12 protein-coding genes are annotated in these 13,985 nt (G+C 67.5%); 7 read left to right on the top strand and 5 right to left on the bottom strand.

The genetic code is table 11. The annotated features are described in order from the left end of the window. Positions 1–15: 15 nt before the first annotated feature. Positions 16–1,257 carry a phosphoglycerate dehydrogenase gene (gene serA, locus N5J73_RS09580; protein WP_049447148.1) on the bottom strand — a complete coding sequence of 414 codons (1,242 nt, stop codon included), beginning with the start codon at positions 1,255–1,257 and terminating at the stop codon, positions 16–18. Between the two features lie 170 nt (positions 1,258–1,427). Here serA and N5J73_RS09575 point away from each other — a divergent pair, with 170 nt between their 5' ends. From N5J73_RS09575 to N5J73_RS09565, 3 genes are all read left to right on the top strand, one after another. Further along, on the top strand, positions 1,428–2,816 hold the full coding sequence (locus N5J73_RS09575; RefSeq protein WP_057501502.1) for an FAD-binding oxidoreductase: 1,389 nt from the start codon (positions 1,428–1,430) through the stop codon (positions 2,814–2,816). A 62-nt stretch (positions 2,817–2,878) separates the two neighbouring features. After that, a complete protein-coding gene (locus N5J73_RS09570) occupies positions 2,879–3,178 on the top strand; it encodes a DUF2388 domain-containing protein (RefSeq protein WP_049447145.1) in 300 nt (99 codons plus the stop codon). A gap of 145 nt (positions 3,179–3,323) precedes the next feature. Continuing rightward, positions 3,324–5,084 carry a DUF4105 domain-containing protein gene (locus tag N5J73_RS09565; RefSeq protein WP_279940869.1) on the top strand — a complete coding sequence of 587 codons (1,761 nt, stop codon included), beginning with the start codon at positions 3,324–3,326 and terminating at the stop codon, positions 5,082–5,084. Here N5J73_RS09565 and N5J73_RS09560 read toward each other — a convergent pair. After that, a complete protein-coding gene (locus N5J73_RS09560; RefSeq protein WP_049447141.1) occupies positions 5,062–6,138 on the bottom strand; it encodes an ATP-binding protein in 1,077 nt (358 codons plus the stop codon). The two genes, N5J73_RS09565 and N5J73_RS09560, sit on opposite strands and share 23 nt — an antisense overlap. Beyond that, positions 6,138–6,854 (bottom strand): response regulator, encoded by a 717-nt coding sequence (locus N5J73_RS09555; RefSeq protein WP_020424480.1) that lies wholly within the window; start codon positions 6,852–6,854, stop codon positions 6,138–6,140. Before N5J73_RS09555 ends, N5J73_RS09560 begins: the two co-directional genes overlap by 1 nt. A gap of 129 nt (positions 6,855–6,983) precedes the next feature. Between N5J73_RS09555 and N5J73_RS09550 the strand changes: the two genes are divergently transcribed. From N5J73_RS09550 to N5J73_RS09535, 4 genes are all read left to right on the top strand, one after another. After that, entirely contained in the window at positions 6,984–8,132 is a 1,149-nt protein-coding gene (locus N5J73_RS09550) for an efflux RND transporter periplasmic adaptor subunit (RefSeq protein WP_049447140.1), read from the top strand. A gap of 36 nt (positions 8,133–8,168) precedes the next feature. Next, on the top strand, positions 8,169–11,318 hold the full coding sequence (locus tag N5J73_RS09545) for a multidrug efflux RND transporter permease subunit (protein WP_049447138.1): 3,150 nt from the start codon (positions 8,169–8,171) through the stop codon (positions 11,316–11,318). After that, the gene (locus N5J73_RS09540; RefSeq protein ID WP_049447137.1) at positions 11,299–11,691 is read left to right on the top strand and encodes a nuclear transport factor 2 family protein; all 393 of its coding nucleotides are present in this window, start codon (positions 11,299–11,301) and stop codon (positions 11,689–11,691) included. Before N5J73_RS09545 ends, N5J73_RS09540 begins: the two co-directional genes overlap by 20 nt. An 83-nt stretch (positions 11,692–11,774) precedes the next feature. Next, positions 11,775–12,467 carry an MliC family protein gene (locus N5J73_RS09535; protein WP_049447135.1) on the top strand — a complete coding sequence of 231 codons (693 nt, stop codon included), beginning with the start codon at positions 11,775–11,777 and terminating at the stop codon, positions 12,465–12,467. A 119-nt stretch (positions 12,468–12,586) separates the two neighbouring features. Here the strand turns inward: N5J73_RS09535 and yeiP are convergent, their stop codons facing one another. Then, positions 12,587–13,153: an elongation factor P-like protein YeiP gene (gene yeiP / locus N5J73_RS09530; protein ID WP_005409468.1), complete on the bottom strand. Its 567-nt coding sequence runs from the start codon at positions 13,151–13,153 to the stop codon at positions 12,587–12,589. A 49-nt stretch (positions 13,154–13,202) separates the two neighbouring features. Next, the gene (locus N5J73_RS09525) at positions 13,203–13,973 is read right to left on the bottom strand and encodes an SDR family oxidoreductase (protein ID WP_043399005.1); all 771 of its coding nucleotides are present in this window, start codon (positions 13,971–13,973) and stop codon (positions 13,203–13,205) included. Between the last annotated feature and the right edge of the window lie 12 nt (positions 13,974–13,985).

The following is a 13,985-nucleotide window of genomic DNA, read 5'->3' as shown; positions in this document are numbered from 1 at the left end:
ATGGCGGGATCCGCGTCAATACAGAATGCGCGTGCGCAGCGTGCCCGCAATCGCGGCCAGCTCGTCGCGCACGGCGGCGGCCTGGGCCTCGCTGGCGGTGATGTCGATCACCACGTAGCCCACCTTCGGGTCGGTGCGCAGGAACTGGCCGTCGATGTTGACGTTGTGGCGCGAGAAGATCTCGTTGACCCTGGACAGCACGCCCGGCACGTTCTGGTGGATGTGCAGCAGGCGCAGGCTGTCTGCGTGTTCGGGCAGGGTCACTTCCGGGAAGTTGACTGCCGACAGGGTGCTGCCGTTGTCGCTGTAGCGCACCAGCTTGGCCGCCACTTCGATGCCGATGTTGTCCTGTGCTTCCAGCGTGCTGCCGCCCACGTGCGGGGTCAGGATCACGTTGTCGTGGCGGGTCAGCGGCGATTCGAAGATATCGCCGTTGCCCTTCGGTTCGACCGGGAACACGTCCAGCGCGGCGCCACCGACGTGGCCGCTGGCCAGGGCCGCGTCCAGTGCATCGATGTCGACCACGGTGCCGCGCGCGGCGTTGATCAGGTGCGCGCCCTTGCGCATCTTCGCCAGCTCGGTGCTGCCGATCATCCACTGCGTGGACGGGGTCTCCGGCACGTGCAGGGTGACGATGTCGGCCCGCGCCAGCAGGTCGTCCAGGCTGGCCGCTGCACGGGCATTGCCCAGCGCCAGCTTGGTTTCCACGTCGTGGAAGATCACCTGCATGCCCAGCGATTCGGCCAGCACGCCGACCTGGGTGCCGATGTGGCCGTAACCGATGATGCCCAGGGTCTTGCCGCGCACTTCATGGCTGCCGCTGGCCGACTTCGACCAGCCGCCGCGATGGCATTCGGCATTTTTCTGCGGAATGCCACGGGTCAGCATGATCGCTTCGGCGATGACCAGCTCGGCCACGCTGCGGGTGTTGGAATAGGGCGCGTTGAACACCGGGATGCCGGCCAGCTCGGCCGCGTCCAGATCGACCTGGTTGGTGCCGATGCAGAAGCAGCCCACCGCGATCAGGCGCTTGGCCTCGGCCAGCACCTCGGCACTGAGCTGGGTGCGCGAACGGATGCCGACGATGTGCGCCTCGGCGATGCGCGCCTTCAGTTCGTCCTCGGGCAGTGCCTTGGTGTGCGCTTCGATCTGGCTGTAGCCGGCGGCGCTGAACACCTCCACGGCGGTCTGGCTGACCCCCTCCAGCAACAGCACGCGGATATCCTGCTTCGGGAACGAGGTCTTCTTCGGCGACATGGGGCGACACGGCCAGTGGGACAGGGGCTGACCACTATGCCAGATCGCAGCGGCCATGGTGCAGTGCGCAATTGGTTGCATCCGTAGCTATCTGTACGGCTGCGGGGGCTGGACGCTGACGCGTGCCGCTGGCACGCTTGCCCGTTCTTCACGCACCGCGCTGGACCGTCATGACCGATTCCCGCATTGCCTCGCTGCAGCAGGCCTGTCCCGGCCTGAAGCTGAAGACCGACCCGGCCGACCTGGAGCATTACGGGCGCGACTGGACCCGGCGCTGGACGCCGGCGCCGCTGGCGATCGCACTACCGGCCACGGTCGAGGAGGTGCAGGCGGTGATGCGCTGGAGTGCCGGCGAGGGCGTGGCCGTAGTGCCATCCGGCGGCCGTACCGGCCTTTCCGGTGGCGCGGTGGCTGCCAACGGCGAGCTGGTGCTCAGCTTGGAACGGATGAACAAGGCACTGGCCTACGATGCGGTCGATCGCACGTTGGTGGTGCAGGCCGGCATGCCGCTGGAAGCCGTGCACAACGCTGCGCTGGACCACGGCCTGATCTACCCGGTGGATTTCGCCGCGCGCGGGTCGTGCACGATCGGCGGCAACATCGCCACCAATGCCGGTGGCATCCGTGTGATCCGCTACGGCAATACCCGCGAATGGATCGCCGGGCTGAAGGTGGTCACCGCCAGCGGCGAGCTGCTGGAGCTCAACAAGGGCCTGATCAAGAATTCCAGCGGCTATGACTTCCGCCAGCTGCTGATCGGCTCAGAGGGCACGCTGGGCGTGATCGTCGAAGCCACGGTGAAGCTGACCGATCCGCCGCCGGCCAGCAACGTGATGCTGCTGGCACTGCCCAGTTTCGAAGTGCTGATGCAGGTGTTTGCTGCGTTCCGCGCGCGCCTGCAGCTGCAGGCCTTCGAGTTCTTCACCGACCGCGCGCTGGAACATGTGCTGGCGCACGGTGCGCAGGCGCCGTTCGACGAGGTGCATCCGTATTACGTGGTCACCGAGTTCGCCGCCAACGACGAAGCGCAGGAAGCGGCGGCGATGGCCGCCTTTGAAGACTGCATGGGCAACGGCTGGGTCAGCGATGGCGTGATCAGTGCCAGCGATGCCCAGGCGGCCCAGTTGTGGCGCCTGCGCGAAGGCATCACCGAATCGCTGGCGCGCTACAAGCCCTACAAGAATGACGTCTCGGTGCGGATCTCGGCGATGCCGGCGTTCCTGGCCGAGACCCAGGCACTGATCGGGCAGGCCTATCCGCACTTCGACGTGGTCTGGTTCGGCCATATCGGCGACGGCAACCTGCACATCAACGTGCTCAAGCCCGATGACACCAGCGACGCCGATTTCGTGTCGCAGTGCGAGCAGGTGACCAAGCTGCTGGCGCAGGTGCTGGCGCGCTTCGACGGCAGCATCTCGGCCGAGCACGGCATCGGCCTGGTCAAGAAGGGCTACCTGGACAGCACCCGTGGCCCAGCCGAGATTGCCCTGATGAAGGCGGTCAAACGCGCGTTCGATCCCCAAGCGCGGCTGAATCCCGGCAAGCTGTTCGACGTTTGAGCCGGGCAAAACCTTCACGCACCCGTTACGCTCCACGGATCCTCACAACCGGCTTCGAACCGATGACCCGTCCGCTTCTGCTGCTCGCCCTGCTGTCCCTGCCGCTGGCCGGCTTCGCTTCCAGCTTCGCCGGCACGTCGGCCGGTTCGGCCACGGGTGCTTCCTCCGGTTCCTCGGGCAGCAGCTCGGGTGATGACAAGGTGGTGCTGGCTGCACGCGACGATGCCGCTGCGTTCGTCGCCAGCGACGGCCAGATCCGTGGCGCCCGCCTGCAGGCCGCGCTGGTCCACCTGCGTGAGCAAAGCGCTGCCGCACAGCAGCAGAGCGATCTGGAACTGGCTCGCGCGCTGCTCGCACGTTGATCCGGGCTGCATGACCTCGGCGTCATCGCTTTCTGTAGAGCCGAGCCATGCTCGGCTGGATGCCCGGCGCATGCGGATCCCAACAGCAGCCGAGCATGGCTCGGCTCCACATAGGCGCAGCGGGCGGTGCGAGTGGATCGCCGCATTGGCGTGGCTGCTCATCCCTTCCGCCCATGCGGCTGATCGCCTGCAGCTCGATCCCGCCGGTCTCGATCCGGCGCAGCAGCAGCTCGCCAGCCAGACCCTGGCCGACGTGCAGTCACTGCTTCCTGATGGCCTGCGGCGCGCGTTGCCGGTACAGGTCCAGGTGCACTGGAGTGATGACCTGCCAGCTGATGTGCATGGCCGCGCCTTCGCCGGTCGCATCACGTTGCGCCGCGATCTGCTGGATGATGCCGTGCCCGGCGCGCGCCGTGCACGCCGCAGTGCGCTGGTGCACGAGCTGACCCATGTTGCCGACCGTACGGGGGCGAACTGGTCGCGCAGTGCGCGCTGGCGAGACCTGGCCGGATGGCAGCGCAAGCCCTGGCATCTCGGTCGCGGCGGCAATGACTTCCATGACCGAAGCCCGGATGCCTATGAGCTGAAGGACCCGGCCGAGTACCTGGCGGTGAACGCCGAGCATTTCGTGCTCGATGCCGAGTTTGCGTGCCGGCGCCCGGCGCTGGCGCAGTGGTACCAGGCCCATTTCGGAACGCCGCCGTCGCTGCCACAGCCGCAGTGCGCTACGACGCTGCCCTTGCTCCAGGCCGAATCGGAAGAAGGCGCAGCATCGCTGCTGCAACTCGAGCCGGCGCGCGTCTACGCCGTGGACTACCTGTTCGCCGAAGGCAGTGCGCAGCCGATGAGCCGCTGGGGCCACAGCATGCTGCGGCTGGTGATCTGCAAGCCGGGCCGCGCACCAGGGCCGGACTGTCGCCTGGACCTTGAGTATCACCGCGTGCTGTCGTTCCGCGCGTTCGTCGGCGACGTGCAGATTTCCAACTGGCGCGGCCTGACCGGCGGCTACCCGTCGCGCCTGTTCGTGCTGCCGCTGCAGCAGGTGGTGGACGAATACACCAAGGTAGAACTGCGCGGGTTGCAGTCACTGCCGTTGCTGCTGCAACGCGACGAGATCGCCAGCCTGCTCGAGCGCACTGCACAAGTGCACTGGAGCTATGACGGGCGCTATTACTTCGTCAGCAACAACTGCGCGGTGGAAACCGCAAAGCTGCTGCAGGCGGGGGTGCCGCGGCTGGGTCAGGCTGGATTGGCACAGCTGAGTCCGCGTGGGTTGAAGCGGCGCCTGTCGCGGCTGCAGGTACTGGATGAGCAGGTGCTGGCTGATCGCGATTCAGCACAGACGCAGGGTTACTACTTCGCTTCGGCACGCGACCACTACCAGCAGTTGTTCGGCGTGGCCGCAGCCCAGCTGGCATTGCCCACACGCGATGTGCGCGGCTGGTTGAAGCTGCCTGCACAGCAACGGGCGCCGTGGCTGCTGAAGGGTGACCTGCGCGCCAGCGCCGGCCTGTTGCTGCTGGAACAGGCCGCGCAGCGGCGCGCCGATCTGCGTGCGCGCGATGTGCTCAAGCGGCAGCTGCTGGGCGCACCGGACAGCGCTGAAACGCGCAGCCTGCGGGAGTTGCTGGAGCAGAGCGGGCAGTGGCTGCGCCCGGGGACGCTGCTGCAGGAGGGGGGCTATGGGCTGCCGCTGGCCGACGAGCGGTCGCTGTTGTCTGAAACCGTGGCCACGGCCAGTGCGCAGGCGGTGCCGGCGTGGCAGGCGCTGCGGGTGCAGCTGCGGCAGCAGCTGCCGGTGAAGCAGCGCAACGAAATGGATGCGATTGATGCCAATCTGGTCGCACTGGGTGCACACCTGCGCACGCAGGCAGCCAGTCCGGCTACTGGCGCGGCAGTTCGATGACGAAGCGGCTGCCGCCGGTGCTGCCCGGGATGCAGTAGACGCGACCGCCGTGCGCATCGGCGATGGCCTTGACCACCGCCAGGCCGAGCCCGCTGCCACCGCCCTGGCGCGAGCGCGAACCATCGGCGCGCATGAACGGGGTGAAGATATCCGCGTGCAGTTCCGGGTCGATGCCCGGACCTTCGTCCTCGATCGACACCTGTACGTGGCCGGGTGTGTCGTGCACGGCGATCCGCACCTTGCCGGGGCTGGCATAGCGCCGCGCGTTCTCCAGCAGCGCCAGCAGGGCCTGGCGCAGGCGGGTCGGGTCGCAGTGCGCGTTGTGTTCCTCGCGGCTGGTCTCCAGCTCCAGCACGAAGCCGGCGGCGCGGAACTGCGGGTCGACCAACGTCATTACCGAATGCACTTCGGCCACCACGTCGGTGCGTGCGCGGCGTACGTCCAACCGCGCGTTGTCGGACAGGCTCAGCACGCGCAGATCCTCGATCAGGCGCGACAGGCCCTCGACCTGCGCGAGCAGGCTGCGGAACTGGGATTCGTCCGGCTGGAATACGCCCTCGGCCAGCCCCTGCAGACGCCCGCGCAGGATGGTCACTGGAGTACGCAGTTCATGGGCGATGGCCGCATGCCACATCGCGCGCTCGCTCTCCATGTGCTGCAGGCGCCGCGCCATCGCATTGAAATCCTCGACCAGGGTTGCCACTTCGCCCGGTGAGTTTTCCTCGACGCTGGCGCGCGCACCGAGGTCGCCGCCGGCGAGTGCGCGCACGCTGTCCACCAGTGAATTCAAGGGCGACAGGATGCGATGGGCAAGGCGGAACGAGGCGGCGATGGCCAAGGCCAGGCCGGTCAGGATCACCCCGACCATCCACGCCAGCTCCGGCCCGGTCGGCAGCCAGCTTTCCGGCTCTTCGGCACTGCCGGGGAAGAACTCGACCAGCACCGCGTACAGCAGCCACGACGACAGGATCATCATCACGATGACGCCGATCACCATCAGCGACATCGAGACGATGATGTGGCGGCTGAGCCCGGAGCGGCGCAGGCGGGCCATCAGCGGTCGGCCATCAGCCGGTAGCCGACACCGCGCACGCTGGCCGGAACATTGACCATGCCCACTTCGTCCAGCTTGCGGCGCAGCTTGCTGACGTGGCTGTCGACGGTGCGTTCCAGCGCTTCGCTTTCCGGCAGGCATTCGTGCATCAGTTCGCTGCGGCTGAAGATGCGCGTCGGCGCCAGCGCCATGCAGTGCAGCAGCTTGAACTCGGTGAGCGTGAGCAGCACTTCGTGGCTGTAGCCTTCGCCCTCCACATGCACGGCATGGGTAGCCGAGTCGATCAGCAGCGGGCCCGCCCGCAGCGCGGTCGGTGCGTCCACGCGTGATGCGCGCAACGTGCGCCGCAGCACGGCGCGCACGCGTGCTGCCACCTCCGCTGGATTGAACGGCTTGACCACGTAGTCGTCGGCGCCCATGCGCAGCGCGGTCAGTTTGTCCAGGTCCTGGTCCAGTGCGGTCAGCATGATCACCGGTGTTTCACCGCGCTGGCGCAGCTGGGTCAGCACGCTCCAGCCATCCAGGCGGGGCAGCTGCACATCCAGCAGGACCAGGTCGGGGCGGGCGCTGCGGTGCAGGTCCAGGGCGCTGTGGCCGTCGGCGGCGCGCAGCGTACGCAGTCCTTCGCGTTCCAGATAGGCGGTGAGAATATCGGCGATCTCGGCCTCATCCTCGACGATCAGGACGAGGGCGGCGAGGGCAGGGGCGGCATGCATGCAGGGGCGGGGCCTTAAGGTGCTTGCCTCCATCGTATCTCCACAGTTCCTCCATCGAAACCCCATCATCGCCACGCACACTCCACGCTTCAGAACCTATCAGCCGCCCGCGCGGCATTGTGCACAGCAATGAGAACCTTCAGGACTCCGGTCGCGTTGATCGCGGCCCTCGCCCTAGCCTTGACGGCCTGCTCCGCCCCCGAAGCCACGCCCGAAGCGGCACCGCGCGTCAGCGTGGTCACGGTCGGCCCGCAGGTCGTGCAGCGCGATGACGAACTGCCCGGCCGCGTTGCCGCCGTACGCACCGCACAGATCCGTGCCCAGGTGGGCGGCATCGTGCAGCGCCGGCTGTTTGAGCAGGGTGCGGAAGTGCGCGCCGGCCAGGCCCTGTTCCAGATCGATCCGGCGGCGTTCCGTGCCGATGTCGACTCGGCACTGGCCGCGCTGCAACGCAGTGAGGCAGCCTTGGGCCGCAGCCGCGTGCAGTCGCAGCGCCTGCATGCGCTGGCGGCCGCGCAGGCGGTCAGCCAGCAACACCGCGACGATGCCAGTGCCGAGTACGAACAGGCCCGTGCCGCGGTGAACGAAGCGCGCGCGATCCTGGCGCGTCGCCAGCTCGATCTGCGCTATGCCACGGTCAGCGCGCCGATTGCCGGCCGCATCGACCAGGCGCTGGTGACCGAAGGTGCACTGGTCGGCGTGGCCGATGCCGAGCCGATGGCGGTGGTGCAGCAGATCGACCAGGTCTACGTCGATGTGCGCCAGCCGGCCGCGCAGCTGGAGTCGCTGCAGCGCAGTGCTGCCGGCGGCGGCGAGCTGCCGGTGACGATCATCGGTGCGGGCGGCAAGCCGTTGTCCGAGCGAGGCCAGATGCTGTTCTCCGGCATCAACGTCGATGCGCGTACCGGTGATGTGATCCTGCGCATCCTGGTCGACAACCCGCAGCGCCAGCTGCTGCCCGGCATGTACGTGCGCGCGAAGGTGCCGCGTGGCGCGCCGGCCAGTGCACTGACCGTGCCGCAGCAGGCCGTGCTGCGCAGCGCCGGTGGCCAGGCCTATGCCTGGGTGATCGGTGGCGATGGCAAGGCGGTGATCCGCACGCTGGAGGTCGATGGCAGCGTTGATCGCCAGTGGCTGGTGCGTACGGGCCTGAAGGTGGGCGAGAAGGTGGTGGTCGAGGGCCAGGAACGCCTGCAGGAAGGCGTGGTGGTCGATGCGCGCGACTGGCAGATGCCGGTCGCCAGCGCCGGTGCAGTGCAGGCCGGCAGCAAGGGCTGAGCCTTTCCCGGGCCGGTCCCTCCAGGAAAATCCAACATGGCACGTTTCTTCATCGATCGCCCGGTGTTCGCCTGGGTGCTGGCGATCTTCATCATTCTGGCCGGCGTGCTGGCGATCCCGCGGCTGGCGGTGGAGCGCTATCCGGCGGTCGCGCCGCCCAGCGTCAGCATCTACGCCAGCTACCCGGGCGCCAGCCCGCAGACGCTGAATGACGCGGTGGTCGGCCTGATCGAGCGCGAGCTGTCCAGCGTCAAGCACCTGCTGTACTTCGAGTCGTCGGTGGACACCTCCGGCGAAGCCTCGATTACTGCGACCTTCAAGCCGGGTACCAACCCGGAGCTGGCGCAGGTGGACGTGCAGAACCGGATCAAGGCGATCGAGCCGCGCCTGCCGCGCAGCGTGCGCCAGAACGGCCTGTTTGTGGAGGCCGCTGATTCGGGTTTCCTGATGCTGGTCGGCCTGCGTTCGCCGGACGCCAGCGTCAGCGAGGCCGCACTAGGCGACTTCATGGCGCGCAACATCATCGAGGAGCTGCGCCGCATCGATGGCGTCGGCCGCGTGCAGCTGTTCGGTGCCGAGCAGGCGATGCGCGTGTGGCTGGACCCGACCCGGTTGACCGGCTACGGGCTGACCATGGGTGACGTGGCGGCTGCCATCGAGCAGCAGAACCTGGAGATCTCACCAGGGCGCATCGGCGATTCGCCAGGTGTGCCGGGCCAGCGCATCACCGTGCCGTTGAGCGCCGATGGCCAGCTGTCCACGCCGGAACAGTTCGCCGCCATTGTGCTGCGTGCCGGGGCCGACGGTTCGCGGGTGCTGCTGGGCGACGTCGCCCGCGTCGAGCTGGGCGCGCAGAGCTATGCCTGGGGCACCCGTGAGGATGGCCATCCGGCCACCGCCGCCGGCGTGCAGCTGCGCCCGGGCGCGAATGCGGTGCGTACCGCTTCGGCAGTGCGTGAGCGCATGGCCGAGTTGGCGCCGCTGCTGCCGCGCGGCGTGGAATCGAGCATTCCGTTCGACACCGCGCCGTTTGTGAAGATCTCGATCCAGAAGGTGGTGCAGACGCTGCTGGAAGCGATGCTGCTGGTGTTCGCGGTGATGTACCTGTTCCTGCAGAACTGGCGCTACACGCTGATTCCGGCGCTGGTCGCACCGATCGCGCTGCTGGGCACCTTCGCGGTGATGCTGGCGCTGGGCTTCTCGATCAACGTGCTGACCATGTTCGGCATGGTGCTGGCAATCGGCATCATCGTCGACGACGCGATCGTGGTGGTCGAAGGCGTGGAACGGATCATGGCCGAAGAAGGGCTGCCACCGCGGGAGGCGACCATCAAGGCGATGCGTGAGCTGACCGGCGCAGTGATCGGCATCACCCTGGTGCTGACCGCGGTGTTCATCCCGATGGCCTTGGCCAGCGGCTCGGTGGGCGCGATCTACCGCCAGTTCACCGTGGCGATGGCGGTGTCGATCCTGTTCTCGGCGCTGCTGGCATTGAGCCTCACCCCGGCGCTGTGCGCGACCCTGCTGCGCCCGAACACCCATGGCCATCATGGTCGTGGCGGGCTGTTCGGCGCCTTCAACCGTGGCTTCGAGCGGATGACCGGGCGTTACCAGCGTGGTGTGGCGTCGGTGCTGCAGCGGAGCGGGCGGGTCATGGGCGTGTTTGCCGCGCTGGTGGCGGCGCTGCTGCTGGGCCTGCACTGGCTGCCGGGCGCCTTCCTGCCGGAAGAGGACCAGGGCTACTTCATGACCTCGATCCAGCTGCCGGCCGAAGCCACCGCCGAACGCACACTGGCGGTGGTGGAAGCGTACGAGCGGCATGTGGCCTCGCGCCCGGGCATCGGTTCCAACCAGGCCATCCTCGGCTACAGCTTCTCCGGTTCGGGCCCGAGTGCGGCGCTGACCTACACCATGCTGAAGGACTGGGGCGAGCGTGCAGGCGCCACCGCAGCCGGCGAAGTGGAGGCCGCGCAGAAGGCGATGGCCACGGTTGCCGAGGGCGAGGTGATGAGCGTGATGCCGCCGGCCATCGACAGCCTGGGCCGTTCTTCCGGTTTCTCGCTGGCGCTGCAGGCGCGTACCGGGCAGAGCCAGGCCGAACTGCGCGCGGCCCTGCAGCAGCTGCTGAAGCTGGCCGAGGCCAGCCCGCTGCTGTCCGAGGTGCACGCCGATGGCCTGCCGGCAGGCACCAGCGTGCGGCTGGACATCGACCGCGCCAAGGCCGAGGCAATGGGCGTGGGCTTCGAGCAGATCAGCAGCACGCTGTCAGCGGCGATGGGCTCGCAGTACGTCAACGACTTCCCCAACAAGGGCCGGTTGCAGCAGGTGATCCTGCAGGCAGATGCGCCGTACCGTATGGAGCTGGAGGACGTGCTGAAGCTGTACGTGCGCAACAGCGAAGGCGGCATGGTGGCGCTGTCCGAGCTGGTTACCCCGCACTGGACCGAGGCGCCACTGCAGCTGCAGCGTTATCTCGGCTTCCCGGCGCTGAACCTGTCCGGCGCGCCGGCCACCGGCGTGTCGACCGGTCAGGCCATGGCGGAGATGGAGCGGTTGGCCGGGAAGCTGCCATCTGGGTTTGCCCTGCAGTGGACCAGCCAGTCGCTGCAGGAACGCGAATCGGGCGCGCAGGCACCGTGGCTGTTGCTGCTGTCGATGCTGGTGGTGTTCCTGGTGCTGGCGGCGCTGTACGAGAGCTGGTCGATCCCGCTGGCGGTGATGCTGGTGGTGCCACTCGGCCTGCTCGGTGCGGTTGCGGCGGTGTTGTTGCGTGGCATGCCCAACGATGTGTTCTTCAAGGTCGGCATGATCACCGTGATCGGGTTGTCGGCGAAGAACGCGATCCTCATCGTCGAGTTCGCGCGCCAGCTGCAGCAGCAGGGTCGCGGCCTGGTTGAAGCGGCGCTGGAGGCCGCGCGGCTGCGCCTGCGGCCGATCGTGATGACCTCGCTGGCGTTCGCGCTGGGCGTGGTGCCACTGATGCTGGCGCAGGGCGCGTCGAAGGAAACCCAGCAGGCGATTGGAACCGGTGTGTTCGGCGGCATGGTCAGTGCGACCGTGCTGGCGGTGTTCTTCGTACCGGTCTTCTATGTAGTAGTGCAGGGCGCGCGGCAGTGGATCGCGCAACGCCTGCGCAGGCGCCGGCCGATGCCGGGAGGAACCGTGGATGGAACGGAACATCGTTGAAGATCTGCACGAGCAACAGTTGATGGTGCTGGAGCAGCGCCTGTGCGCGGCCCTGCTGGAAAATGATCACGATGCGCTGACCGCGCTGGTATCGCCGGCGTTGTTCATGATGGATGGCCACGGCGGCCGCATGCTCGATCTGCCCTGGCTGGGCGATTGGCTGGCCGGCGGCCTGCAGGTACGAAGCCTGCAGCTGCAGGCGGTGGAAACCCTTCTGTGTGGCCGCCTGGCACTGCTGTCCAGCGATGTGCGGCTGTCAGTGTTGCAGCAGGGCGAGGAGCGCGTGGTGAAGCTGCGCCTGCTGCGGGTATGGACCTGCAGTTCCGGCGACGGTGGCGCTCAGCTGCTGTCGATGGCGGTACTGGCCGCATGAGTGCGGTCAGGCCACTTTCAGGCCCCGCTCACCGCCAGATGGTAGGGTCGAGCCTCTCTGTAGTGTCGACAAGGAGTCGAGCCATGCGTGTAGTTCCCAGTCTGTTGGCAGCCTCCCTCGGCTTGGTGCTCGCCGCGTGCCAGCCAGCCCAGCCGCCCGCCGCGGGTGGCAATGATGCCCCGCGTGCCACGCCGCCGCCGAGGGCCGGCACCGAAGGTGGCAGCGAGACCGCCTACCAGTGTGGTGATCTGAGCGTGCGCGCGACCTTCAATGGCGAGGATGCAGCCACGGTGGTGATCGGCGAGCGTACCTTCGCCATGACTTCCGAACGCGCGGCATCCGGCGCCAAGTATGGCGATGGCCAGGGCAACAGCTTCTGGACCAAGGGCAGCGATGACGGCCTGTTGAGCCTGAAGGGCGAGGCCGATCGCGAGTGCCACGCCATCGAACCCACCGAAGGCGATGGCAGTGCCGGAAAGGCCGCATTCCGTGCCACCGGCAATGAGCCCGGTTGGCTGGCGGTTGTCGACGGCGACGCGCCGGGCCTGCAGGTGGAAGTTGACTATGGCGAGCGTCGCTTCGACGTCGCCACGCCCACCGAAGGTGCTGACGGTTGGAGTGGCAAGGCGTCCGATGGCACCGACGTCAAGCTAAGCTTCCAACGCACCACCTGCCAGGATGACATGAGCGGCGAGGCATTCGAAGCCAAGGTGAATCTGACCATCGGCACCCGCCAGTACCACGGTTGTGGCAATTTCGGCGCGAAGCAGCCGTAAGCCTTCTGTAGAGCCGAGCCCACGCTCGGCTCTACACGATCGCTGCATCCGATGCGCTGTCCGCTGCCTGCGGCGAACACGCCGCAAGCAGGGACAGCCAGCCGATCAGCGCGAGGCGCTTAGTCGGCACGGCCCGCGAATTCACCGGTCGCGGTGTTCACCAGCACGCGCTCGCCGTTGACGATGTACTCCGGCACCATGATCTCGATGCCGGTGTTGAGCTTGGCCGGCTTCGGGCGCTTGGTGGCGGTGCCACCCTTCAGTTCCGGCGGCGTTTCGATCACTTCCAGCACCACCGAGGCCGGCAGCTGGATCGCCACCGGCTGCTCGTCGATCACCTGCACGTAGATGCCGGTCAGGCCGTCGGTGATGTAGCCGGCGTCGTCGCCGATCACGTCTGCGTCCAGGGTGTAGGGGGTGTAGTCCTCGTCATCGAGGAACACGAACGCGTCGCCGTCCTTGTACGAATAGGTGGACTGGCGGCGCAGCAGTTCGACCTCGACCAGGTTGTCGTCGGCATCGAAGCTGGCGTCGAGCTTGTTGCCGCCCGGCACGCTGTACATGATGAAGCGGAAGCGGACGTTGCCGCCGCGACCCTGCGGCGAGCTGCGCTCGATGTCGCGGATCTGGTACACGCCGTTGTTGTACTCGACGACGTTGCCCTTCTTGATGTCGTTGGCTTTCATGGTGATCTAGGTCGTTGGGGGAGGGCGCCGTCCCGGCGCCCGTGGGGAATCACTTCGGAGCGAGGCGGGTAGCGCCGTCCAGGCGGATGGTCTCGCCGTTGAGGTAGGTGTTGCCGAGGATGAAGCCGACCAGGCTGGCGAAGTCTTCCGGCTTGCCCAGGCGCGACGGGAACGGAATCGAGGCGGCCAGCGACTGCTGCACGGCTTCGGGCATGCCGTCGACCATCGGTGTCCAGAACACGCCCGGAGCGATGGTATTGACGCGGATGCCGAACCGCGACAGTTCGCGTGCCATCGGCAGCGTCATCGACACCACGCCGCCCTTGCTGGCGGCATATGCGGCCTGGCCGATCTGGCCTTCATAGGCGGCGATGCTGGCGGTGTTGATGATCACGCCGCGCTCGCCGTCGGTGCCGGCTTCGTTGTGCTGCATGCGGTTGGCCGCAGCCTTGGCGACGTTGAAGCTGCCGACCAGGTTGACCATCACCGTGCCCTGGAAGCCGGCCAGCGGCATCGGGCCTTCCTTGCCGAGCACGCGGCCGGCGCCGAGGATGCCGGCGCAGTTCATCGCCACGTTCAGGCCGCCGAGGAAATCGTGGGCCTGGTCGATGGCCGCAGCCACGGCCGCCTCATCGCTGACGTTGACGTTGAAATAGCGGGCCTTGTCGGCACCCAGCCCGGCAACGGCGGCTGCGCCCTTGTCGTCGTTGAGGTCGAACAGGGCTACCTTGCCGCCCTGGGCGACGAGGTGCTGGGCCACGGCCAGGCCGAGGCCGGAGACGCCGCCAGTGATCACGGCACGTACGGAAGACAGCTGCATTGAACGGTCCTG

Origin of the sequence: Stenotrophomonas sp. GD03654 (genome assembly GCF_029845105.1) — a bacterium.
GTDB classification, from domain to species: domain Bacteria; phylum Pseudomonadota; class Gammaproteobacteria; order Xanthomonadales; family Xanthomonadaceae; genus Stenotrophomonas; species Stenotrophomonas africana.
Note: the sequence above shows the minus strand (reverse complement) of the source record. Positions and strands in the feature narration are given on the sequence as shown.

Coding starts and splice junctions, on each gene's coding strand:
- serA (WP_049447148.1), bottom strand. CDS start 1,257: ATGTCGCCGAAGAAGACCTCGTTCCCGAAGCAGGATATCCGCGTGCTG.
- N5J73_RS09575 (WP_057501502.1), top strand. CDS start 1,428: ATGACCGATTCCCGCATTGCCTCGCTGCAGCAGGCCTGTCCCGGCCTG.
- N5J73_RS09570 (WP_049447145.1), top strand. CDS start 2,879: ATGACCCGTCCGCTTCTGCTGCTCGCCCTGCTGTCCCTGCCGCTGGCC.
- N5J73_RS09560 (WP_049447141.1), bottom strand. CDS start 6,138: ATGGCCCGCCTGCGCCGCTCCGGGCTCAGCCGCCACATCATCGTCTCG.
- N5J73_RS09555 (WP_020424480.1), bottom strand. CDS start 6,854: ATGCATGCCGCCCCTGCCCTCGCCGCCCTCGTCCTGATCGTCGAGGAT.
- N5J73_RS09550 (WP_049447140.1), top strand. CDS start 6,984: ATGAGAACCTTCAGGACTCCGGTCGCGTTGATCGCGGCCCTCGCCCTA.
- N5J73_RS09545 (WP_049447138.1), top strand. CDS start 8,169: ATGGCACGTTTCTTCATCGATCGCCCGGTGTTCGCCTGGGTGCTGGCG.
- N5J73_RS09540 (WP_049447137.1), top strand. CDS start 11,299: ATGGAACGGAACATCGTTGAAGATCTGCACGAGCAACAGTTGATGGTG.
- N5J73_RS09535 (WP_049447135.1), top strand. CDS start 11,775: ATGCGTGTAGTTCCCAGTCTGTTGGCAGCCTCCCTCGGCTTGGTGCTC.
- yeiP (WP_005409468.1), bottom strand. CDS start 13,153: ATGAAAGCCAACGACATCAAGAAGGGCAACGTCGTCGAGTACAACAAC.
- N5J73_RS09525 (WP_043399005.1), bottom strand. CDS start 13,973: ATGCAGCTGTCTTCCGTACGTGCCGTGATCACTGGCGGCGTCTCCGGC.